The sequence below is a fragment of the Thermonema lapsum genome, assembly GCF_011761635.1.
GTDB classification, from domain to species: domain Bacteria; phylum Bacteroidota; class Bacteroidia; order Cytophagales; family Thermonemataceae; genus Thermonema; species Thermonema lapsum.
This window is the reverse complement of record NZ_JAASRN010000001.1, coordinates 797,001-816,395: the sequence shown is the minus strand read 5'-3', so window position 1 is coordinate 816,395 and position 19,395 is coordinate 797,001. Positions and strand designations below refer to the sequence as shown.

Here is a 19,395-nt window from a genome sequence, read left to right as displayed (position 1 = left end):
AATGTTTTTTCGAAGGATTTGTTTCCGTCGTTCATATTCTCTATTTTTTCTTTGCTTGCCACAGCAATAAAAGTATATACTCCGTAAAAATGAAAAGGTTCTTTTACTTGGCGCTTTATTTTTTTGGGAGCGTGTTTGGGGTAGGTGCTCAGCCTCCGGCAGAGCACTATTTTGCCGATGCCCATCGGGCAGCCTGCCAGCAATTGGAGGCTTATGCTCCGGAAGGAGAGCGCCTTTTAGGCGACACACTGTTGCCCGAAGCTTGGGCGGTGGTGTATCCCGAGTTGTTGCGTTATTCGTTGTGGCGCGATGAGGCAGAAATTTATCTCTTACAGCAGTTGTATGTGCGCTATGGGGCAGGTTACGCCAATTTTTCCATAGGACTTTTTCAAATGAAGCCCTCTTTTGCAGAAACCTTAGAGCACTTGGCAGCAAACTGCCATTGTGCCAATCCTTTGCCCTACCTAAAAGGAGAGACGCCAGAACAGCAACGACATAGGCGTTTGCAGCAATTGACAGAGCTCAAAGGGCAGCTCCTGTATTTAAAAGCCTTTTTTTGTGTGGCATATGCCCGTTTTTCTTGGTTGAAGCAAGCGCCGCCGGCTAAGCGCATTCGTTTTTTGGCAGCCCTCTATAATTATGGTATTGAGGCAAGCGAACAAGAAGTGCTTGACTGGATGAGAGTAAAAGCTTTCCCTTATGGGCGTTACCATTCTATTCGTTATGCCTATGCAGAGCTTGCATGGCAGTTCTACAGGCAGTGGGTTTCACAAAAACAATAGACTGCTGATGCCCAACAGCATCATAAACTTTAAGTATTGACTCAAAAAATGAAACTCCTTTTGGGTGTCTGCATGAGCCAGCTTCCAAAGCAGGTAAGCCGCAGCCGGCGTTGTGGTGCTTAGCAGATAAATGGCAGCCCGCACCGGCAGCAGCCAGTAGCTGCCCAGCAGAAGAATGCCCATAAACACGAGCAAGACATACAGCAGCTTTCTTGTTTGGGGTAGCCCCCATAAAATAGCCAGGGTGCGGCATCCGTGGGTGCGGTCGCCGTGCAGGTCTTCCAAGTCTTTGACTATTTCGCGGATGAGCGTCATGATAAACGCAAAGCAGGCATAAAGCCAAAGGGTGGGAGAAGCTTCTTTCTCGAGCAGGGCAAGCAACAACAAGGGGAGGGCAGAAAGTAGGGCAATCAAGGCATTGCCCCAAAAGGCGGTACGCTTTAATACACCAGAGTAAAACCAAAGCAAGAACTGAACCCCTAATACAGCCATAGCAAGAAAGAGCGACAGAGGAAAAGCAAGCAGAAGACCTAAAACATTGAGCAGGGTATAGAGCAACAAGCCTTGCCGCCGGCTGATGTGTCGTCCAACTACCACCCTTTGGGGGCGGTTGATGGCATCTATTTTTATGTCGTAATAATCGTTGATGATGTAGCCTGCTGCTGCAGTGCATACCACGCTGCCCACAAACAGCCAAAAAGAAGCATCCAAGAGGGCATGCAGGCTGTGCTCATAAAGGAAATACTTGCTGAACACCAACACCAGCACTATCATGAGCAGATTGGGCAGGCGCAGCAAGCGCATGACAGCATTTAGCTTTGAAATACTTTTTTCCACCATACTTGAAACGAAATCAGTGCCCACAGGCGTGCATGAGCATCGCCCGGATTATTGGAAAACAATTGTTTTTTGAGCTGATTGACTGCATGAACGTCAAAAATGCTTTGCGTTTGGATGAAATCTTCTTCTAACCATTCGTGCTCTACGCGCCAGCGCAAAGGACCGCGCAGCCATTCGGCAATAGGCACCTCAAAGCCTTTTTTGGGGCGTTTATACAGCATTTTGGGCAGCAATTCGCGGAAGGTGTCCTGTAAGAGGCGTTTGCGCATGCCCCCCGACACTTTGTAACTGCCCGGCAGTGAAAAGGCAAACTCGACTACTTCGTGGTCCAGAAACGGCACCCGCACTTCCAATGCATGTGCCATAGACATGCTATCTACTTTTTTCAACATGTCGTTCGGAAGCACCAAACGCAGGTCTGCATGCAAAACTTCGTTCAGGTCGTATCCGCTAATGTTTTGAATATAGCCAAGGCGTAAGTCTTCAAAACTTTTGAGGCTTTGAGCTTCTTTGAAGGCAGGTTGAAGCAACTGAAGTGCCTGCTGGTACCCGGCAATGCAAGCCCACCGCCAGTAGCGTTCTTGGGGAGTCAAACGCACCCCTTCTACAAAACGATTGAATTGTCGTATTTTATTGGGCAAGAAACCGCCCCTATGTTGGGGCAGGTGCCGGCTTATCTGATAAGGCAATGCAAACAACCATGCCCATGATGCCCAGCGGCGTGCATAATACTCTGCCAAATGCTTTTGATAACCACCAAAAACTTCGTCTGCACCATCACCCGACAAAATAGCTTTTACTTTGCAGCTTGCCTGTTTGCTAATCATGTAAACAGCTACCGCAGAAGAATCGGCAAAGGGCTCGTCGAAGTGCGCCAGTATGTGGTCGATATGATGCAGCATGTCATATTCGCGCAGCTCAAATACAAGATGCTCCATGTGGTATTGCCTTGCGACGGCTTCGGCGTAGGGGAGCTCGTCGTAGAAGCGGTTTTCTGGAAAACTGACCGAAAAAGCCTGTATCTTTTGCCCCTGCTGGGCTGCCAAAATACTGACTATAGAGGAGTCGATGCCGCCACTTAGAAAAGTGCCTACGGGCACATCGGCAATCAGGCGTTTAGCCACAGATTTTTCCAAAAGGTCGCGCAGTGTTTTCTGGGCTTTTTCATAGTCTGGGGGCGGTGTGGTAGCGGCTTGGGGCGCTATAGCATAGTAGCACTTTTTGGTCATTTCACGCCTACGCAGCAAAATAAAGTGTCCGGGTTCGAGTTGCTGCACAGCATCCAGCATGCTGAGGGGGGCAGGTACATAGTTTAGCTGGAGGTATGCCAGCAGAGCGGTGGCATTCACTTTTTTTTCTATGCCATAATGCAGAATGGCACGCAATTCAGAGGCAAACAAAAAACGGTCTTCATCTAAGTACCAATACAGTGGCTTGATGCCGAAACGGTCACGGGCTAAAAATAAACTTTTGTCTTCTTTGTCGTAGATAGCAAAGGCAAAAAAGCCGTGTAGCTGATGCAGGCAGTCTTTCCCCCAATGACGGTAGGCATTCAACAATACTTCCGTATCTGACTGTGTGCGAAACGAATAGCCCATCTCTTTCAGGTGTTCACGCAGCGCACGGTAGTTGTATATTTCTCCGTTGAAAACAATCACATAACGCCCGCTCTCGTCGCTCATGGGTTGATTGGCAGCCGCCGACAGGTCTATGATAGACAAGCGGCAATGCCCCATGCCCACGAAATAATCTATAAAAGAATCTTGTGCATCGGGTCCTCGGTGTGCAAGGCTTTGGGTTGCCTGCTGCAGATGAATTAGAGCAATACGCCCGATTTCGTTGAAGGCATACACGCCGGTGATTCCACACATAAAAAAACAGCTTGCTTTTGTTTCAAAGATAACCCAAATTAAATAACAGCAGCCAATTTTTTATAGACTGCCAGAGATAAACAGATTGTACTTTGAGAATAAAGCTCAAAGACAAACGAAATCAAAGGTGGTTTTTCAAAAGAAAGCCACCTTGTAAGCTTAGGGCTGCAGGCGTATGCCTATGCTGAAAGTGCGGGGGCGCGCTGGTCCATAGATATAGTTGGAATCGCGCTGTGCCCCTCTGTCAAAGTCTTTCTGGTAAGCATTCAATAGGTTTTGTATGCCGGCAGATGCGGAAAGAAGGGACATTGCTACGTAAGCGATTGGGTGAGCTTACCAACTTAAAAGCATTTCTGTAGCTAATTTCAAGTAGGCGTCTTTTTCTTGCGAGAAATCGACTACTTTGGGTTTTTCTTGCGAGTTCTCCTGTGTGTTGTTGCTTTCGATTTCATCGTCATCTTTTTGCTCACGCTCTGTTTCCATTTCTGCCTTTCGTTTACTTTCGTTGAGGCTTACCGTAGTACGTTTATAGCGTTCACGCGTCTTTTGTATGTCGCTGAGCAGCTTTTGCATGTATTCTTTTTCTTGCACCAGCTTATCATACTGCTTTTGCAGCTGCTTTATTGTCTTTTCACTCAAAAAGTTCAGAGTTTTGTAGGAAGCGGGTGCTATTTTATCCCATGGCAAGGCAGTAGGATAGGAGGCTTCGCCTACTTCATCTTCCGGGTAGAAGCTGGGAAGCTGAATGTCAGGCGTAACGCCTTTGAGCTGGGTGCTCTCGCCCGAGATGCGGTAGAACTTTGCCAAAGTGATGTTGAGCTGCCCTTGGTTTTGCTCGCCTATGTAGCGAGCCAAGTCAATGACACTTTGCACAGTGCCTTTGCCGAAGGTAGTTTCCCCAATGACTAGCCCGCGGCGGTAGTCCTGAATGGCGCCGGAAAATATTTCCGAGGCGGAGGCGCTCAGGCGGTTCACCAAAACCACCAATTTGCCGTCATACACTTGGGTTACCTCTTCGGTTTGGTTTACACGCACCTTGCCATCTACGTCTTTGACCTGCACCACCGGACCACGTGGGATAAACAAGCTGGTCAAGTCGATGGCTTCTTTCAAAGAGCCTCCCCCATTGTAACGGAGGTCTATGACCAAGCCTTCGATGCCTTCGGCTTGCAGCTCACCTATCAGGCGGCGCACGTCGTTGGTAGTACTTTTGTAGTCGGGTTTCCCTTGCTGATACTCTTCGATATTGATATAAAAGGCAGGCACTTGTATAACACCTACTTTGTGTTTTTTGCCTTTGTTGTCAGTATAAACAATCACTTTCTTCTGTGCCGATTGTTCTTCAAAGGTGATTTTTTCGCGCACCATGCGTACTTCCATGGGTTTGGCATTGGCACCGTCTTTGGCAGGCAAAACCAGCAGGCGCACTACTGTGCCCCGAGGACCGCGAATCATTTGTACCACTTCGTCGAGACGCCAGCCGACTACATCCACAAACTCACCCTCATCGCCTTGGGCTACGGCTATGATTTTATCATTGGGGTGCAGCTTGCCGCTCTTGTAGGCAGGACCGCCCGGGCGCACTTCGCGTATGATAACGTAGTCGTTTTCGGTAGAGAGTACAGCACCGATGCCCTCCAGCGAACGACGCATGCTGCTGCGGAAATTATCGGCATCGATAGGCGAGAGGTAGGCAGTGTGAGGGTCGTAGGTGTGTGCCAGTGCATTTAGGTAGCTGCTAAATATATCTTCGGCATTGGTTTGCATGATGGACTTTTGCAGGCGTTCATAGCGCTTAATCAGGCGGTTTTGAATGGCGCTGTCGGCTTCGCCTGCGAGTTTGGAAGTAAGGAACTGGTCTTTGAGTACCTTGCGCCATGCTTCGTCCAGTTCAGTCATAGACTGTGCCCACTTCGCTTGGCTGCGGTTGCGGTCATAGACTTCGTCTTTGGAGAAGTCGAAGCCTTGGCGGATGATGTGCATATTACGTTGTATGCGTTCGGCATTGCGCCGCAAATACACATTGAAAATGTAGAAGCCCACGCTTACATCACCGGCAAGCAGGTGGTCGTCGAGGGCATAACGGTATTGTTCAAAGTCTTCGATGTCGGAAGCTAAAAAGTAAAGTTTGTTTTCGTCCAGCTCTTTCAAATACATATCAAAAATAGCCGAAGACATCGAGTCATTGAGTGGAATCTGACGATAATGATAGCGAGAAACCATCTCACTCACCACACGGGCACGCTTTTGATGCATTTCTCCCGGGCGAATGACCGGCAGCGTGTCTTGAAACTTTTCCCACACTTGGGCTGGTAGAGTGGGCGAGGAGGTTTGTTTTTGTTGATACTTGAAAGCCAAAAAAACAAGGCTCAAAGGAATCAAGGCAATCAGAACTCTTTTCATGATGTACCAAATCTTATGTTTCATAGGTTTCAAACGAATTGAAGGGGTTAGGCGTATGCAACTCAGTCGTTTTGTATGGCAAACTGCCAAGTGGGATATGACCACTGGTAGTCTGTCAATGGTTTTTTAAATATACCATAAAAAGCTGAACCGGAGCCGCTCATGGAAGCATAGCAGGCACCGGCTTCATAGAGCTGTTTCTTTAACAAAGCCAAATCAGGATATAGTTCAAGCACGTAGTCCTCGAAGCGGTTTACAACCACTGTGCCCCATGCTTCGGGTTCGTGGGTGCACAAGAAGCGCTCCAAGTCGTAGCCGACAGGCGCCGGTTGTATGTGGCGATACGCATTGGCAGTGCTAATATGTAGCTCAGGATAAACGACTACCAAGTGATAGCCATAAAGACTAAGCGGGAGTGGGTGGCATATTTCGCCGCGTCCGGTACATATTGCCGCTTGCTCCTCTATGAAAAAGGCGCAGTCGCTGCCCAAAGCAGCTGCATATTCTTTGAGGATTGCAGTGGGGAGTTTCAGGTCAAAAAGTTCATTGAGTAGTTTCAGGGTGGCAGCCGCATCAGAAGAGCCACCGCCCAGCCCTGCTCCCATAGGTATATGTTTGTGCAGGTAGATGGCTACTTCATCTATACCATGCTTTTGCTGCATGAGTCGGAAAGCTTTGGTGCAAAGGTTGTCTTCGGGGGCACCGGGCACGTTTAATCCCGAAATATGCAAACTATAATTGGGGGCGGGCAGGATTTCCAGCACATCATAAAAAGGAATGGGGTAAAAACAAGAGCACAAGTTGTGATAACCGTCGGTGCGTTTCTCGGTAATATACAATCCGATATTGATTTTTGCTTTGGGAAATGCAATTGCCATAAATACCAACTTTTTTAATAAATAAAAGCCCTTTAATGAAAGGGCAATCTATAAAAAAAGCGGGAAGCTGTCTATGCTCCCCGCTTTTTAAGCAATAAGCCATTTATTTTTTCAATTGAAAATGATTGAAAAAATCTTGTACATAGTCTTCTTCCAGAAAGTCATCGGTGCTGGAAATCGCTATTTGGTATAATCGGGGACCTACTGCCAACAGGCGGTAGTGCAAAAATAAACCATCTTTGGTACTGCCAGCCGTCAGCTCTATTGCTGGATGTCCTTGCCACTCAAAGGAGCTGTCTTTGCGTATGACGGGTTCACCATAAAAGCTACTCAAAATGCCCGCTTTGGCTTCTTCGATGATTTGTTGGGGTTGGGGTTTGCCGGGATAGTCGATATAGATGAGGGCAAAGATTTGTGAGCCAAGGTCGAGAAGATAGGCATGGCTTTGAGCCTTCACACCTTTGGCGAGCATCAGTGTGTCTATTTGATGACGGGGCTCTGCTGGAAAAACAAGACTGAAAGCTTGGGTTTCGACCGTGTACTGGTTCCCGTTGGTGGGCGTTAGCTTCATTCTTGGCGGGGTGTCGAGCGCTGCGACCGCGCTGCTGTCGGCGTTGGTTGTAGTCTTACCATTTTCCGAAGAGGACTTGCAGCTGCTGCCAGTCCATAACCATGTTCCCAAAAGAGCAGCGAGTGTAAGGTGTATGAAGTGTTTCATTGAATTACTTGTTGTGATTTTGTTCACGAATATAGTTTTTTTTCGATTCTGCTCGAAAAAAAGTTTCACCTTCTTTTGAAAACATCTTTTTTTGCTTTACAGTGTGAAATCAAAAGGAAAGCGGTTTATCATGAAAATCATAGGACCTTTCGAGCAGTTGCTAAGTATGGAGAATATGCCTTTGCGTGGACCCATTAAAGATGAAGAATGCGTGGTGTTGGAAAATGCGGGGGTGCTTATCGAGCATGGACGGGTGGTGCGTGTGGGGACTTTCGATAGGCTGTTGCGCGATTATCCTACGGCACGTGTCGAGTGGATAGAGGAGGCAGCCGTAGCGGTGCCCGGTTTGGTAGATGCACACACACACCTGTGTTTTGCGGGCAGCCGTGCCATGGACTATTGCATGCGTATGGCAGGCAAGAGCTATCAAGAGATAGCCAAAGCTGGGGGTGGTATTCTCAGCTCGGTACGTTTTACGCGTGCCGCTTCCGGGCAGGAGCTCGCAGAAGGCATCAGCCGTCGTCTGCATTTTTTGAACACTATAGGCGTTACTACCTGTGAAATAAAAAGTGGTTATGCTCTGGATAAAGAAGGCGAGCTGAAAATGCTACGAGCTATTAAGGCAGTGCAGCGGCGTACGGCTGCACACGTGGTGCCTACTTTCTTAGGTGCGCACACTTGCCCGCCGGAATTTCAAGACAAAAAAGCGTACTTACAATTTTTAATTGAAGAAGTGCTACCTGTGGTGAAAGAAGAAGGCTTAAGTGGGCGTGTCGATATTTTTGTGGAAGACATCGCTTTTTCAGTAGAAGAGGCGCGCTTTTATTTGCAGCAGGCAGCAGCCAAAGGATTTCATATTACCGTGCACGCCGACCAATTTACGCCGGGAGGGGCACGTTTAGCTGTTGAGTTGAAGGCTCAAAGTGCCGACCACCTCGAAGCATCTGCTCAAGAAGACATTGCTGCTTTGGCGGCTTCTGACACTGTAGCGGTGGTATTGCCCGGTGCTTCTTTAGGTTTGGGTATTCCTTTTGCACCCACACGCCGCTTGTTGGATGCTGGTTGTATCGTTGCTGTTGCCTCGGATTGGAATCCCGGTTCGGCACCTATGGGCGACCTGTTGGTACAAACTGCCTTGCTGGGTATTTACGAGAAGTTGAGCAGTGCCGAGTTGTGGGCAGCCATTACCTATCGTGCGGCGCATGCCTTAGGTTTGGGACAAGAGGTCGGGCGTTTGCAAGCCGGCTTCTGGTGTGATTTGGCGGTCTTCCCCACAAACGACCATCGGGAGATATGGTATGCACAGGGGCGCATGAAGCCCTGGGGCGTATGGGCGCGTGGTGAACGTTTGGTGTAAGCTATGCCTGTGTGTGTTGTTTTGGTAACTACGGGCGAGATGCTTGCTTCCTGTATCGTCAGCTGTTAAATGGCGTTGTTTTTCAGAGCTTACAAAATACAGCCTTAGTTAGGTGGAAGGGAGCGCAAGCGTGGTGAAAAATTTCATCAAACTAATGATGCTCTCGAAAGGCTCAGAATGAGATAGCTGCTTGGAGACTACGACAAGCTTGCAAAGACGGCAAGTATCTATTTCCATTTGCTTATATTGCAGACATGTTTCACCTATAAAACTGCACAACTATGACAGACAACCTGCACCATCACGACGAAGCATTCGATGCCTATCATGACCACCAAGAGACAGAAGGCAAATTCCTATTTTTTGATACAGACGATGCATTTGACGAGGATGAAGGCTTTGAGGAGGAAGTATTTGACGAGGATGAATGCTTTGAAGAGGAGTGGGACGATGCTTGGAATGAGGTGGAGCTGGATATGTATAACGACTACTACAACGAAGATTTAGACATGGACCAGCAGAGTCAAGATTATTGGGACAATATTTGATTAAGCCTTTTTTGATGCTGTTCCATATTCTTTTTTCTACGAAAAAAGCTGCCTTTTGAGGCAGCCTTTTTTCTTAAAATTAGGTTGGGACGGGTGTAAATTACAGTTTTCTGTGAGAGCCATCGCAAAAGGGCGGGTTTTGCGTATGTTTGCAGCCACAGAAATAAACGGTTTTGCTTTCCTCAAAGCTAATCATCTTAGGTGAAAATTCTGTGCCCTTGTGGCTGCCGTCGCAGAAAGGTTGTTTTTGGCTCTTGCCACAGGCGCACCAAAAATACTTTTTACCTGCCTCTACCTCTACGGCGTAGGGGGCTTTTTGTGGTATTGCTAAAGGTTCCATAGGCAGCATTCTTTGAAGTTTAATTGCAAAATAATGAAGAAGCGAATAGTTATTTCTGTGTTAGTACAACAATTGTTGTTCTTGCTTGGTTCAGCAAAAGTAATTGATAATGGAGAATGGAGAATTGATAATTGATAATGGAGAATTGATAATGGAGAATGGAGAATGGAGAATGGGGTAGATAGGTTGCTCTATGACGATTTTAAGCGAGCTATGATTTGTTCGCCCCCTTTGGTCTTATCGCCTATGTTGACCAGTATTTCGGCGTCGAGCGGAAGGAATACATCCACGCGACTGCCAAACTTAATAAAACCGAACTCTTCGCCGGCATGTAGCTGGTCTCCTTCTTTTACGTAGCACTTAATGCGTTTGGCTAAAGCACCGGCTATTTGACGTACCAGCACCAGTTGTTTTTGGGGTGTTTCCAGTACCAAGGTGGTGCGTTCATTCTCGGTGCTGGATTTGGGGTGCCAAGCCACGAGATATTTGCCCTCATGGTAGCGGTAATATCTCACGCAGCCTTCTACGGGGCTGCGGTTGACATGCACATTGAACGGCGACATGAATATGGATATTTGCCGGCACTTCCCTTTGAGGCATTCCGGCTCTTCGGTTTCTTCTATAACTACTACCTTGCCATCGGCAGGGGCAATTACCAGCCCTTCACCCGTAGGCGTGTGGCGCTTGGGATGACGGAAAAACTGAAGAATGAGTAAGTAAAAAAACACACTTGCTGCAAGAACACCCCATCGGAGCCAGTCAGTTACGCCACTCAGCCATAAGCCCGTATTCAGGGCGAAAAGTATTAGGAGTAAAGTGAGCAGCAAGCGGCGTCCTTCTTTGTGTATGGTCATGGTATTGGCTTTGATTTTTAAAAGGTTCTTAAACACGTAAAAATAGCACTATTTCTTCAAAAACAAGCCTCGAAGCTTGTCGTTTGTCATGAGCTTGCCAAGCTGAAAAGCAGCAGCTTGCAAGTGCTGAGCTGTTTGTGTGAGGGCTTCTTCCAAAGACATGGGCGCAGGCAATATGCTGCACACATAATCGTAGGGGAGTTTTTCTGACATTGAAACCTCGCAAGTGCCACAGAAAGCCACGCACAGCTTACCTTGTTTTTGCGCTTCATGCCCTACAAAATGAGTAACTTTCCCGAAATGGCTTTGCCGGTCTAACTTACCTTCAGCTGTAATGACTACATCGGCTTGTTGCAGACGGGCGCCAAAGTTGAGCCGTTGGGCTATCCACGACGCCCCTGCCATGAGCGGCGCATCGAAGAAGACATGCAAACCGAAAGCGATACCGCCGCCAGCACCACTTCCTGCAAGGCAGGCTGCCTCCCGTGCGTGAGGACAAACGGTGGCTATACGCTCTATGGCTTGCCGTGTGTGTGCTTCGAGCTGTGGCAGTTCTTCTTTTGAGAAGCCCTTTTGCAAAGCATAAGTAAAAGCAGCACCTTCGACACCTGTCAAGGGGTTTTGCACATCACACAGGGCTACGATGTGGCAGTTGTGTGGAAGGCTGTTGGCGGGCATCTCTATGCGCTCTACTTCATACAGACTATGTGCAGTGGGAATGAATGTGTTGCCTTCGTGGTTAAAGAAACGTACGCCCAAGGCGGCTGCCAAACCCAAGCCCAAGTCGTGGGAGGCGCTGCCCCCAATGCCGACATAAATGCGGCGTGCCCCTTGCTTGATGGCTGCCTGTATCAACTCACCCACACCATAACTGCTGCTCTGGTGAGGATTTCGCTTGCTGGCAGGAATAGCTGCCAAACCGGCAGCAGCGGCTACTTCTATGAAGGCAGTTTGTTCGTTGGGTAACCAAAGCCACGTGGCTTCATGAGGTCGCAGCAGGGCATCGTGGCAGGTGCTGTGTTGCCATTGGCTGCCGCCTGCCTTATGCATAACCTGAAGAAAACCATCGCCGCCGTCGCTCAAAGGGCAGCAGTCAATAGAAAAAGCAGATAACCCATCGGCTTGTTGCAGTCCTCGGGCTATCTGCTCGCATACTTCTTGCGCAGACAGTGCTTCTTTGAATTTATCGCAAGCAATGAGCCAGCGCATCCTTTTTTACAATATCAACAGGGCATCGCCATAAGTGAAAAAGCGATATTTTTCTTTAATCGCTTCTTGGTAGGCTTTCATGATGAGGTCATAGCCACCAAAGGCGCAGGCACTCATCAGGGCAGTGGCTTGGGGAAGTTCAAAGTTGACCAACAAGGCATTGACTATTTTAAAATCGTAGCGCGGGAAGATGAATTTGTCGGTCCAGCCGGCGCCTGCTTTCAGACGGTTGCTCGCCGAAACAGAGGTTTCTAAGGTGCGCAAGGTGCTGATGTCCACCGCACACACACGACGTTTGGCTTCCAATGCTTGATTCACGGCTTCGGCGGTTTCTTCCGGAATGACATACTGTTCCGAGTCAGTACGGTGCTTGGTGAGGTCTTCTACCTCTACCTCGCGGAAGCTACCCAAGCTGATATGCATGGTAATGGGTTTGATAGCTACCCCTTTGATTGCCAGTCGTTTGACTACCTGCTTAGTGAAGTGCAAGCCGGCAGCTGGGGGGGCAATGGCGCCTTCTACTTCGGCAAAGATGGTTTGGAAGCGCTCTTCATCGATGGCTTCGGCTTTGCGATGGCTGTAGATAGGGTCTGGAAGGGGCGGGTTGCCCAAACGCTTGACCGTGGCGTAGAAGGCTTCTTCTTCGCCATCCCATAGGAAGCGGATGGTACGCCCGCGGTTGGTGGTGTTGTCGATTACTTCACCCACCAGTTCGCCATCACCAAAAAATAGTTTGTTGCCCACCCGTATTTTACGGGCAGGGTCCACCATGGCATCCCACAGGTGCGACTCTTTTTTCAGTTCACGCAACAGAAACACTTCTATCTCGGCACCTGTTTTTTCTTTGTAGCCATAGAGGCGTGCCGGGAAAACTTTGGTATTGTTTACGACCATGAGGTCGCCTTCGTCAAAATAATTTACAATATCGCGAAAAGTACGATGCTCTATTTCACCGGTGTTGCGGTGCACAACCATCAAACGGGCGTCATCGCGGTTTTCTGCAGGGTAAAGAGCTATCAATTCACTGGGCAAATCAAAACGATAAGCCGATAATTTCATTTCTGACTTCGCCATACCTCAAATTTTAGGCTTGCAAACTTAAGAAAAATCATTCGAAACACGCAAAAAAACAGCTTTTTGTGTAATATAGTTCTTAGAAAAAGTCAAATGCAGGCAATAGCCCGATATTTTTCATCTTCTTTGTACTTTTCTGCCTCTTGTTTGCGTTTAGGTAGCAAACAGAAGAAGTCAAAGATATGCAAAAAGCCTATAAAATCTTGCGCATCTACACCCTTTTGGTTTGGGAGAGCTTTTCTTTTGCTGTGCAGTCGCTGCGTGCCAACTGGCTACGCACCATCTTGTCGCTCTTTGGAGTAACTATAGGCGTGTTTGCCATCATCACCGTATTTACGGTGGTCGATTCGCTGGAGCGCAGCATCAAAGAAAGTCTGAATTTTTTGGGCAAGGATGTGCTTTACATACAGAAGTGGCCTTGGGTTTTTGGTCCAGAATATCCTTGGTGGAAGTATGTCAATCGCCCGGTAAACACCTATGAAGAGTATGAGTTTGTGGCGCGCTATGCGCAAAATGCTTCAGCAGTGGCTCTGTTTGCCGGGCGGGGTGGGGTCGTCTTGCAAAGCGGTAGCTTCAGTGTGGAAGAGGTTACTTTGCGTGGAGTTACCTATACTTACTCTGCGGTGGCGAATGTCGAACTGGCAGAAGGACGTTACTTCCTGCCTCATGAAATAGACAACGGCTTGAATGTGGCTATCATAGGGCACGAAATAGCTCGAACACTTTTCCCGAATCGTTCAGCAGTAGGCAAGGACATCCGCCTGAAAGGGCGTAAGTTGCGTGTAATTGGCGTGATGAAGCGCGAGGGGGCGAACTTCTTGGGTGCCCCCAGCTCGGATAAGAGCTGTATTGTGCCTTTCTTGTTTTTTTCTAAGCTCTACAGGGTGGGGAAGGATGGACGCGAGCCAATCATTGCTTTGAAAGGGAAAGAAAGCGACGTGGGGTTGATGCGCCTTGAAGCAGAAGCCAGAGGTCTGATGCGTCGTAAGCGTGCTTTGCGCCCTACCGAAGAGGATAATTTTGCCATCAACCGCCCGGAGTTTTTGACCAACCAGCTCAATGCCATCTTTGCAGTGTTGAACTTAGCCGGCGGGGTCATAGGTAGCTTTGCCATGCTTGTTGGAGCATTTGGTATTGCCAATATCATGTTCGTGTCGGTCAAAGAACGAACGTCTATCATAGGAGTACAGAAGTCATTGGGGGCAAAAAACTTCTTTATTCTCAACCAGTTTTTGTTTGAAGCGGTCTTCTTGAGCCTTTTTGGTGGCATGATAGGACTCTTCTTGGTTTGGTTAATAAGCTTCGCTTCTTTGGGTTCCTTAGAGTTGGAACTCACTTTAAGCAATATACTGCGTGGCGTTGTGTTGTCGGCGGTGGTGGGGGTGTTGTCAGGTATTCTTCCTGCTTGGAGTGCCGCCCGTCTCGACCCCGTGAAGGCAATCCGTACCGGAGAATAAAATATTGTATCAAATGAGCGCCGTTGTTTCGCCTCTTATCAAGAGGTAGTCGAGCCAATCACGCCTACATTTCAAGCACCGCAAGAGGAAAGCATGGCTTATATGGGCAGACAGTCATGCACCTGTTAAGACGAAAAAGGCACGGTATCTTGTTTAGGTACCGTGCCTTTGTTTAGGTTTATCATGGGTATTAGCTGTAGTAAGGCGATATCATAAGGTAAACGGTTACCCCGGAGGCTGCCACGTAAACCCAAACCGGATATGCCCACTTGACTATTTTACGGTGCTTGGCATATTGTTTCGTATAAGCAAAATATAAGGCGAACAGTACCAAAGGCACCACTATTGCCGACAGGGCAATGTGTGTAATTAGGATGAAGAAATAAAGGCTGCGTATCCAGCCCTCACCGCCGTAAGGAGTATGAGTACCAAAAGTGTGATAAATCACATACGACACAAGGAAAATAGACGAGAGCACGAAAGCGGTCATCATACACAGGCGATGCCAAGCTATGTTTTTTCGTTTGATGGCAATGAAGCCGGCAACAAGAGCCACGAAGGTGGCGCTATTGATAAAAGCATTCAGATGAGGCAGGAAATCTACCGATTCATAGGTGATGTTTTTGCCGGTGCGTTGCATGTAAACCAATATAGCCACGACTATGGGAATGGCTACCGACACCACAGCAATGATACGGCGATAGAGTCGGTCTTGTGAGGAGGTAGATAGGGTATTCATGGCGTCTTGTATTTAGATTTTAAGAAGGGTTTTGTCCTATAAACAGAGGATGAACTAAGGAAGTTTGACCGCAATCAGCGTTTCGGTAATCAAGCGGTCATACTCCTCCATATCACTGCCGTAATGCCCACGTACATAACCCTGTTTGTCCACTAATACAAAAGGTTGCTGGCGGTAATCGTGCCACGGCGACAGGTACGACAAGTGGAGCGAATCGGGGGCAATATCATGCAGCATTACCGTCTTGTTGGTTCGAAAATAAACCTGCAGGCGTTGCCACTGCGCTTCGGTTGCTGGGGAAGGGGCAGTGGCTTTTAGCCTTACTATGTGCACCTTGCCGCGGCTGAGCCATGGCAACTGGGATTCAGGCAAAGGCAGAGGAAGGGTATCGCCCGGAGCTTTCAGCTCGTAACGCCCCTCGTAGGGCAAATCATAGTGATTTTCACCAAAGAGATAAAGGGTAACAAAAACCAAAACAGGTGCCCCCAGCATGAGTAGGAGGACACCCGTTTGTGTGATACGTTTTATTTTCATGGTACAACTGAACTTCTTAGTGAGCCCCACCTTCTGCGATGAGTGCTACAATCAACCATACCACAAAAATCATGGGGAGCAGAATAGACCATATCAGTGATTTTACTTCATGCCTAAGGTGCATGAACTCGCCTACAATATAGAATGCCTTTATAATAGTCAAGCCGATGAAAATAGCTATTTTCAAAGCACCGGGGTTCATAGTAAAGGCTATAAGGAACTCAAGCGCTGTTACCCCCAGCAGTATCCAGAATACCTGAAGCAGCCTTTTTACTTGTGGAGTGCTATTTGAAGCTGTATTTGCCATAGTTGTTTTCTTTATTTCAGTGATTGGTTTCGAGCAAAAGTTTTACACAAGGTAGAAGAAGGTAAATACAAATACCCATACCAAGTCCACAAAGTGCCAGTAAAGCCCTACTTTTTCTACCATCTCGTAGTGTCCACGACGTTCATATACACCATATACAGTATTGTGGAAGACGAGCAGGTTCAAGATGACGCCACTAAACACGTGCATGCCGTGAAAACCCGTGATGAAGAAGAAGAAATCGGCAAAGGGTGTTGGTCCGTATTGGTTTTGAATGAGGTTGGCACCTATAAAGCCACCAGCAGCACCGTAGGGTGATTCTGGGTCACCCATGATGAAGTGGGTCCATTCCCACGCTTGACAGCTCAAAAAGGTCAAACCACCGAGGATGGTCCAAAGCATCCATTTGGCTACTGCGTCTTTGTCGAGGCGATGTCCGGCTTCTACTGCCAGCACCATGGTTACACTACTTACAATCAAAATAAAGGTCATCAAACCTACAAAGACCAGAGGCAGGTGTACCCCGTGGAAACCCGGGAAGGCATTGAATACATATTCTGGGACGGGCCAGTACTCAGTAGAGAACTTGAATTTACCATGCACAGCCGGGTCATAAGCCGGATGTATGAAGCGCACCATGCCGTAACCTACTAGAAAAGCTGAGAAGGTAAAGGCGTCGGATAGCAAGAAAAACCACATCATCAGTTTGCCATAGCTGGCATTCATGGGCGATTTGCCGCCAAACCAAGGGCTGGTTTTGTCTTGCACATTGCTCACTGTTACAGTTGTAGATGCCATAATTTTCAGTGTTAAGTTTTTATTCGTTTGTTATTCAGTAATATGAACGTATGAAGCGTTTCAACGTGGCTAAATTAGCGATTTAGCAGTAAAAATAAAAACAGATAGACCCAAAGTCCGTCGAGGAAATGCCAAAAGATGGTGGACATTTCGAGATGCAAGCGCCAATTTTCTTGTTGAGCTTCGGTTTTTTTCTTCATTACAATCACGATTAGCCAGTAAATCAAGCCGGCAATCAGGTGGAAAGCGTGTACACCCATTAGTACATAAATGAATGAGCCAGCAGGGTTGGCAGGGTTGCCTTCATAGTCCACGCCTCCAAAGAAAATGCCTCTGCGCACGAGGTCCACCCAGCCCATCCATTGCATAGCCAGAAACAGCAAACCTAAGGCGAGGGTAATCAACAAAAAAGCAGAGGAGCGCTTGCGGTTTCCTTGCTTGCCTGCTCGGTAAGCCATTTGAGCGCTCAGGCTGCTAAGCAACAGTACGCCTGTGCTATACCAAAGCACCTTGGGTAGCTCGATGGAGAGCCATGCGCTGTCTGCCTGTTTGACAATATAGGCAGAGGTGAGCGAGGCAAAAATCATGACAATGGACACTATAAACAGCCAAAGCATGAATTTTTTCGGGTTCATGCCGAAGGTGGGGGTGGGCTCTTCGACATACAACAGTTCGTCCAGCACTTTTTCCTCTTTCATAATCGTTTGGGTTTGTAATTTTGCCGCCTTACAAAGGTAGGGTTGCTTTTACAAAACAACACGCACCAGGCAAAGGTTTTTAATTTACACCGGAGAATAGGCGGCTCCAGCGTATTTTATGTAGCAGCTCAGCATAAGGGTCTATGGAAAGCCATACAAACACCGCCTTGCCTACCACATGGTCGTAGGGTACAAAGCCCCAAAATCGTGAATCCAGTGAATTGTGGCGGTTGTCGCCCATCATGAAGAGGTAATCTTGGCGAAAAGTATATTCTTTCACTTCCTCTTCGTTGATATAGAGCTTGTCGTTCTTTACTTCCGCCTTAGCGTGCCCCTCATATTGGACAATGGTATGCCCATAGAGGATAACATTTTCAGGAGTCATAGGGATTTTATCGCCTTTTTTGGGCACGTAAAGCGGACCGAAGTAGTCTTCATTCCAATTGAACTGCGGATGGTGGGGAAATACACGCAAGTTGCCGATACCCTCTTCGGCAAGCGACATTTCTACTTTTTCTACTGCGGGCAGTTTTTTCAGGGCTTCGGCGGTTGCGGGCGTCATGGTGATGTGGTAGCCAAAGTTGGTGGCATACACGTCGGTGTTGCTGTCGCTCGAATAACGGATGCCCAACTCTTCGAATACACGGGGGCGAATGCCTTGGTTGGTATAGACATCATAGCGAAACTGTACGCCTTCGGGGTATGCTTGTTCCACACCGTTGATATACACTTTGGCAGCTTTGATTTGAATGGTATCGCCACCTGTAGCCACGCAGCGCTTGATGTAGTGTGTTTTCAGGTCGGTAGGATATTTGGGGCGCCCCGGTTCTTGCGGCGGAAAGTTGAACACCACCACATCGCCTTTTTGCACCTTCGACAAGCCGGGCAGGCGATACATGGGCAGCTGTATCCAGTCCAGATAAGAAGGAATGTCTGTTCCCCAGATGGTTTGGTGGGTCAAGGGTACCTGTAGAGGGGTTTGGGGGGTACGTGCCCCGTAGCTTAATTTGCTTACAAACAGGAAGTCGCCTACCAGTAGGCTGCGTTCCATAGAAGGGGTGGGAATGGTATAAGCTTCCACAAAAAGCCAACGGACCAAGGTAGCCACAACAACGGCAAAGAGCAAGGAGTCGAGCCACTCGCGCAGTTTGGACTTGGGCTTTTTATTTTTTTCTTCTTTGCTTTTCAAAAAGGACAACTTCATGGTACGGTATGTTTTGAAAAAGTGATTATTTACGTTTTAGAACGACGAAAAGGAAATGCCCAACTGCTCTTCGAGCAGTTGTTCCATGCCAAAAAAACCGCTGTTTTGACGTGCCAGAAATTCGGCAGCCAGCACCGCGCCATAAGCAAAACCATGGCGCGAAAAAGCCTCATGTTTTAACTCTATGAGGTCGTCGGTTGAGCGGTAGCGCACAATGTGGATACCGGGCACTTCATCGATGCGCTTGGCTTCGATGGGCAGGTGTATGGCTTGGGCTTCGGTAGCGAGTGCCCACCCTTGTTTTTGCGGATAGTGTGCCAGAATATCTTCTGCCAAACGGATGGCGGTGCCGCTGGGCGCATCTTTTTTATGTATGTGATGCACTTCCTCCATGCTCACCTCATATTGTGGTTGACTGCTCATGAGGCGGGCAGTCAAACGGTTGATAAGAAAAAACAAATTGACACCTATGCTAAAATTAGGGGCATAGAAAAACGGCGTTTGATGTTTCTCTATGAGTTGTTTTACTTCTGGCAGATGGCGGAGCCAACCGGTGGAGCCACTCACTACCGGCACTTGTTGCTGCAAACATTGCCGGATGTTGTCAAAAGCACTTTCAGGACCCGTAAACTCAATGGCTACGTGGGTATTCTCTGGCGATAGTGTGGATAGTTGAGCCTTGTTTTCACGACCTATGATGGCGGCTATGTGGTGTCCTCTTTGGCGGGCAATGCGCTCGATGGCTTTACCCATCTTGCCGTAGCCGATTAGTGCTATGTTCAAA

The 19,395-nt window shown here is 48.0% G+C and carries 21 protein-coding genes; 4 read left to right on the top strand and 17 right to left on the bottom strand.

Annotated features, from left to right (window positions below; all coding sequences use genetic code 11):
• The first annotated feature begins 89 nt into the window (after nucleotides 1–89).
• The gene (locus FHS56_RS03570; RefSeq protein ID WP_166918494.1) at nucleotides 90–782 is read left to right on the top strand and encodes a hypothetical protein; all 693 of its coding nucleotides are present in this window, start codon (nucleotides 90–92) and stop codon (nucleotides 780–782) included.
• On the opposite strand, the gene FHS56_RS03565 is transcribed toward FHS56_RS03570, so the two are convergent.
• From FHS56_RS03565 to FHS56_RS03540, 6 genes are all read right to left on the bottom strand, one after another.
• Entirely contained in the window at nucleotides 768–1,586 is an 819-nt protein-coding gene (locus FHS56_RS03565; RefSeq protein WP_166918493.1) for a geranylgeranylglycerol-phosphate geranylgeranyltransferase, read from the bottom strand. The two genes, FHS56_RS03570 and FHS56_RS03565, sit on opposite strands and share 15 nt — an antisense overlap.
• Before the next feature lie 8 nt (nucleotides 1,587–1,594).
• Complete coding sequence (gene asnB, locus FHS56_RS03560; protein WP_166918492.1) at nucleotides 1,595–3,493, bottom strand: asparagine synthase (glutamine-hydrolyzing); 1,899 nt, start codon at nucleotides 3,491–3,493, stop codon at nucleotides 1,595–1,597.
• 159 nt (nucleotides 3,494–3,652) lie between these two features.
• Complete coding sequence (locus tag FHS56_RS03555) at nucleotides 3,653–3,802, bottom strand: TonB-dependent receptor (protein ID WP_166918491.1); 150 nt, start codon at nucleotides 3,800–3,802, stop codon at nucleotides 3,653–3,655.
• 24 nt (nucleotides 3,803–3,826) lie between these two features.
• Entirely contained in the window at nucleotides 3,827–5,896 is a 2,070-nt protein-coding gene (locus tag FHS56_RS03550; protein WP_166918490.1) for a carboxy terminal-processing peptidase, read from the bottom strand.
• 62 nt (nucleotides 5,897–5,958) lie between these two features.
• On the bottom strand, nucleotides 5,959–6,774 hold the full coding sequence (gene ispE, locus FHS56_RS03545; protein ID WP_166918489.1) for a 4-(cytidine 5'-diphospho)-2-C-methyl-D-erythritol kinase: 816 nt from the start codon (nucleotides 6,772–6,774) through the stop codon (nucleotides 5,959–5,961).
• Between the two features lie 103 nt (nucleotides 6,775–6,877).
• Nucleotides 6,878–7,492 (bottom strand): hypothetical protein, encoded by a 615-nt coding sequence (locus tag FHS56_RS03540; protein ID WP_166918488.1) that lies wholly within the window; start codon nucleotides 7,490–7,492, stop codon nucleotides 6,878–6,880.
• Between the two features lie 130 nt (nucleotides 7,493–7,622).
• Here FHS56_RS03540 and hutI point away from each other — a divergent pair, with 130 nt between their 5' ends.
• Both hutI and FHS56_RS03530 read left to right on the top strand, forming a co-directional pair.
• On the top strand, nucleotides 7,623–8,849 hold the full coding sequence (gene hutI, locus FHS56_RS03535; RefSeq protein WP_166918487.1) for an imidazolonepropionase: 1,227 nt from the start codon (nucleotides 7,623–7,625) through the stop codon (nucleotides 8,847–8,849).
• A 281-nt stretch (nucleotides 8,850–9,130) separates the two neighbouring features.
• Complete coding sequence (locus tag FHS56_RS03530) at nucleotides 9,131–9,397, top strand: hypothetical protein (RefSeq protein ID WP_166918486.1); 267 nt, start codon at nucleotides 9,131–9,133, stop codon at nucleotides 9,395–9,397.
• A 100-nt stretch (nucleotides 9,398–9,497) separates the two neighbouring features.
• On the opposite strand, the gene FHS56_RS03525 is transcribed toward FHS56_RS03530, so the two are convergent.
• From FHS56_RS03525 to queA, 4 genes are all read right to left on the bottom strand, one after another.
• A complete protein-coding gene (locus FHS56_RS03525) occupies nucleotides 9,498–9,737 on the bottom strand; it encodes a CDGSH iron-sulfur domain-containing protein (protein WP_243844135.1) in 240 nt (79 codons plus the stop codon).
• A gap of 191 nt (nucleotides 9,738–9,928) precedes the next feature.
• Nucleotides 9,929–10,591: a phosphatidylserine decarboxylase family protein gene (locus FHS56_RS03520; protein ID WP_166918484.1), complete on the bottom strand. Its 663-nt coding sequence runs from the start codon at nucleotides 10,589–10,591 to the stop codon at nucleotides 9,929–9,931.
• A gap of 48 nt (nucleotides 10,592–10,639) precedes the next feature.
• The gene (locus tag FHS56_RS03515) at nucleotides 10,640–11,800 is read right to left on the bottom strand and encodes a glycerate kinase (RefSeq protein WP_166918483.1); all 1,161 of its coding nucleotides are present in this window, start codon (nucleotides 11,798–11,800) and stop codon (nucleotides 10,640–10,642) included.
• A gap of 6 nt (nucleotides 11,801–11,806) precedes the next feature.
• Complete coding sequence (queA, locus tag FHS56_RS03510; protein WP_166918861.1) at nucleotides 11,807–12,859, bottom strand: tRNA preQ1(34) S-adenosylmethionine ribosyltransferase-isomerase QueA; 1,053 nt, start codon at nucleotides 12,857–12,859, stop codon at nucleotides 11,807–11,809.
• A gap of 197 nt (nucleotides 12,860–13,056) precedes the next feature.
• Here queA and FHS56_RS03505 point away from each other — a divergent pair, with 197 nt between their 5' ends.
• Complete coding sequence (locus tag FHS56_RS03505; RefSeq protein ID WP_166918482.1) at nucleotides 13,057–14,331, top strand: ABC transporter permease; 1,275 nt, start codon at nucleotides 13,057–13,059, stop codon at nucleotides 14,329–14,331.
• Nucleotides 14,332–14,521: 190 nt separating this feature from the next.
• On the opposite strand, the gene FHS56_RS03500 is transcribed toward FHS56_RS03505, so the two are convergent.
• From FHS56_RS03500 to dapB, 7 genes are all read right to left on the bottom strand, one after another.
• Nucleotides 14,522–15,070, bottom strand: coding sequence for a DUF420 domain-containing protein (locus FHS56_RS03500; RefSeq protein WP_166918481.1), 549 nt, complete (start codon nucleotides 15,068–15,070; stop codon nucleotides 14,522–14,524).
• A 54-nt stretch (nucleotides 15,071–15,124) separates the two neighbouring features.
• A complete protein-coding gene (locus FHS56_RS03495) occupies nucleotides 15,125–15,604 on the bottom strand; it encodes a hypothetical protein (protein WP_166918480.1) in 480 nt (159 codons plus the stop codon).
• A gap of 16 nt (nucleotides 15,605–15,620) precedes the next feature.
• On the bottom strand, nucleotides 15,621–15,911 hold the full coding sequence (locus FHS56_RS03490; protein ID WP_166918479.1) for a cytochrome C oxidase subunit IV family protein: 291 nt from the start codon (nucleotides 15,909–15,911) through the stop codon (nucleotides 15,621–15,623).
• Between the two features lie 42 nt (nucleotides 15,912–15,953).
• Complete coding sequence (locus tag FHS56_RS03485; RefSeq protein WP_166918478.1) at nucleotides 15,954–16,709, bottom strand: cytochrome c oxidase subunit 3; 756 nt, start codon at nucleotides 16,707–16,709, stop codon at nucleotides 15,954–15,956.
• 74 nt (nucleotides 16,710–16,783) lie between these two features.
• Nucleotides 16,784–17,407: a cytochrome c oxidase subunit 3 gene (locus FHS56_RS03480; protein ID WP_243844134.1), complete on the bottom strand. Its 624-nt coding sequence runs from the start codon at nucleotides 17,405–17,407 to the stop codon at nucleotides 16,784–16,786.
• 79 nt (nucleotides 17,408–17,486) lie between these two features.
• A complete protein-coding gene (lepB, locus tag FHS56_RS03475; RefSeq protein ID WP_166918477.1) occupies nucleotides 17,487–18,611 on the bottom strand; it encodes a signal peptidase I in 1,125 nt (374 codons plus the stop codon).
• A gap of 36 nt (nucleotides 18,612–18,647) precedes the next feature.
• The gene (gene dapB, locus FHS56_RS03470; protein WP_166918476.1) at nucleotides 18,648–19,394 is read right to left on the bottom strand and encodes a 4-hydroxy-tetrahydrodipicolinate reductase; all 747 of its coding nucleotides are present in this window, start codon (nucleotides 19,392–19,394) and stop codon (nucleotides 18,648–18,650) included.
• Nucleotide 19,395 lies beyond the last annotated feature (1 nt).

What these genes read in the sequence shown, in the direction of transcription:
- FHS56_RS03490 (WP_166918479.1), bottom strand. Translation starts at nt 15,911, where the DNA reads ATGGCAAATACAGCTTCAAATAGCACTCCACAAGTAAAAAGGCTGCTT.
- lepB (WP_166918477.1), bottom strand. Translation starts at nt 18,611, where the DNA reads ATGAAGTTGTCCTTTTTGAAAAGCAAAGAAGAAAAAAATAAAAAGCCC.
- FHS56_RS03555 (WP_166918491.1), bottom strand. Translation starts at nt 3,802, where the DNA reads ATGTCCCTTCTTTCCGCATCTGCCGGCATACAAAACCTATTGAATGCT.
- FHS56_RS03530 (WP_166918486.1), top strand. Translation starts at nt 9,131, where the DNA reads ATGACAGACAACCTGCACCATCACGACGAAGCATTCGATGCCTATCAT.
- FHS56_RS03485 (WP_166918478.1), bottom strand. Translation starts at nt 16,709, where the DNA reads ATGGCATCTACAACTGTAACAGTGAGCAATGTGCAAGACAAAACCAGC.
- asnB (WP_166918492.1), bottom strand. Translation starts at nt 3,493, where the DNA reads ATGTGTGGAATCACCGGCGTGTATGCCTTCAACGAAATCGGGCGTATT.
- FHS56_RS03565 (WP_166918493.1), bottom strand. Translation starts at nt 1,586, where the DNA reads ATGCGCTTGCTGCGCCTGCCCAATCTGCTCATGATAGTGCTGGTGTTG.
- FHS56_RS03520 (WP_166918484.1), bottom strand. Translation starts at nt 10,591, where the DNA reads ATGACCATACACAAAGAAGGACGCCGCTTGCTGCTCACTTTACTCCTA.
- FHS56_RS03495 (WP_166918480.1), bottom strand. Translation starts at nt 15,604, where the DNA reads ATGAAAATAAAACGTATCACACAAACGGGTGTCCTCCTACTCATGCTG.
- FHS56_RS03505 (WP_166918482.1), top strand. Translation starts at nt 13,057, where the DNA reads ATGCAAAAAGCCTATAAAATCTTGCGCATCTACACCCTTTTGGTTTGG.
- hutI (WP_166918487.1), top strand. Translation starts at nt 7,623, where the DNA reads ATGAAAATCATAGGACCTTTCGAGCAGTTGCTAAGTATGGAGAATATG.
- FHS56_RS03570 (WP_166918494.1), top strand. Translation starts at nt 90, where the DNA reads ATGAAAAGGTTCTTTTACTTGGCGCTTTATTTTTTTGGGAGCGTGTTT.
- FHS56_RS03540 (WP_166918488.1), bottom strand. Translation starts at nt 7,492, where the DNA reads ATGAAACACTTCATACACCTTACACTCGCTGCTCTTTTGGGAACATGG.
- FHS56_RS03550 (WP_166918490.1), bottom strand. Translation starts at nt 5,896, where the DNA reads ATGAAAAGAGTTCTGATTGCCTTGATTCCTTTGAGCCTTGTTTTTTTG.
- FHS56_RS03480 (WP_243844134.1), bottom strand. Translation starts at nt 17,407, where the DNA reads ATGAAAGAGGAAAAAGTGCTGGACGAACTGTTGTATGTCGAAGAGCCC.
- FHS56_RS03500 (WP_166918481.1), bottom strand. Translation starts at nt 15,070, where the DNA reads ATGAATACCCTATCTACCTCCTCACAAGACCGACTCTATCGCCGTATC.
- FHS56_RS03515 (WP_166918483.1), bottom strand. Translation starts at nt 11,800, where the DNA reads ATGCGCTGGCTCATTGCTTGCGATAAATTCAAAGAAGCACTGTCTGCG.
- queA (WP_166918861.1), bottom strand. Translation starts at nt 12,859, where the DNA reads ATGAAATTATCGGCTTATCGTTTTGATTTGCCCAGTGAATTGATAGCT.
- ispE (WP_166918489.1), bottom strand. Translation starts at nt 6,774, where the DNA reads ATGGCAATTGCATTTCCCAAAGCAAAAATCAATATCGGATTGTATATT.
- FHS56_RS03525 (WP_243844135.1), bottom strand. Translation starts at nt 9,737, where the DNA reads ATGGAACCTTTAGCAATACCACAAAAAGCCCCCTACGCCGTAGAGGTA.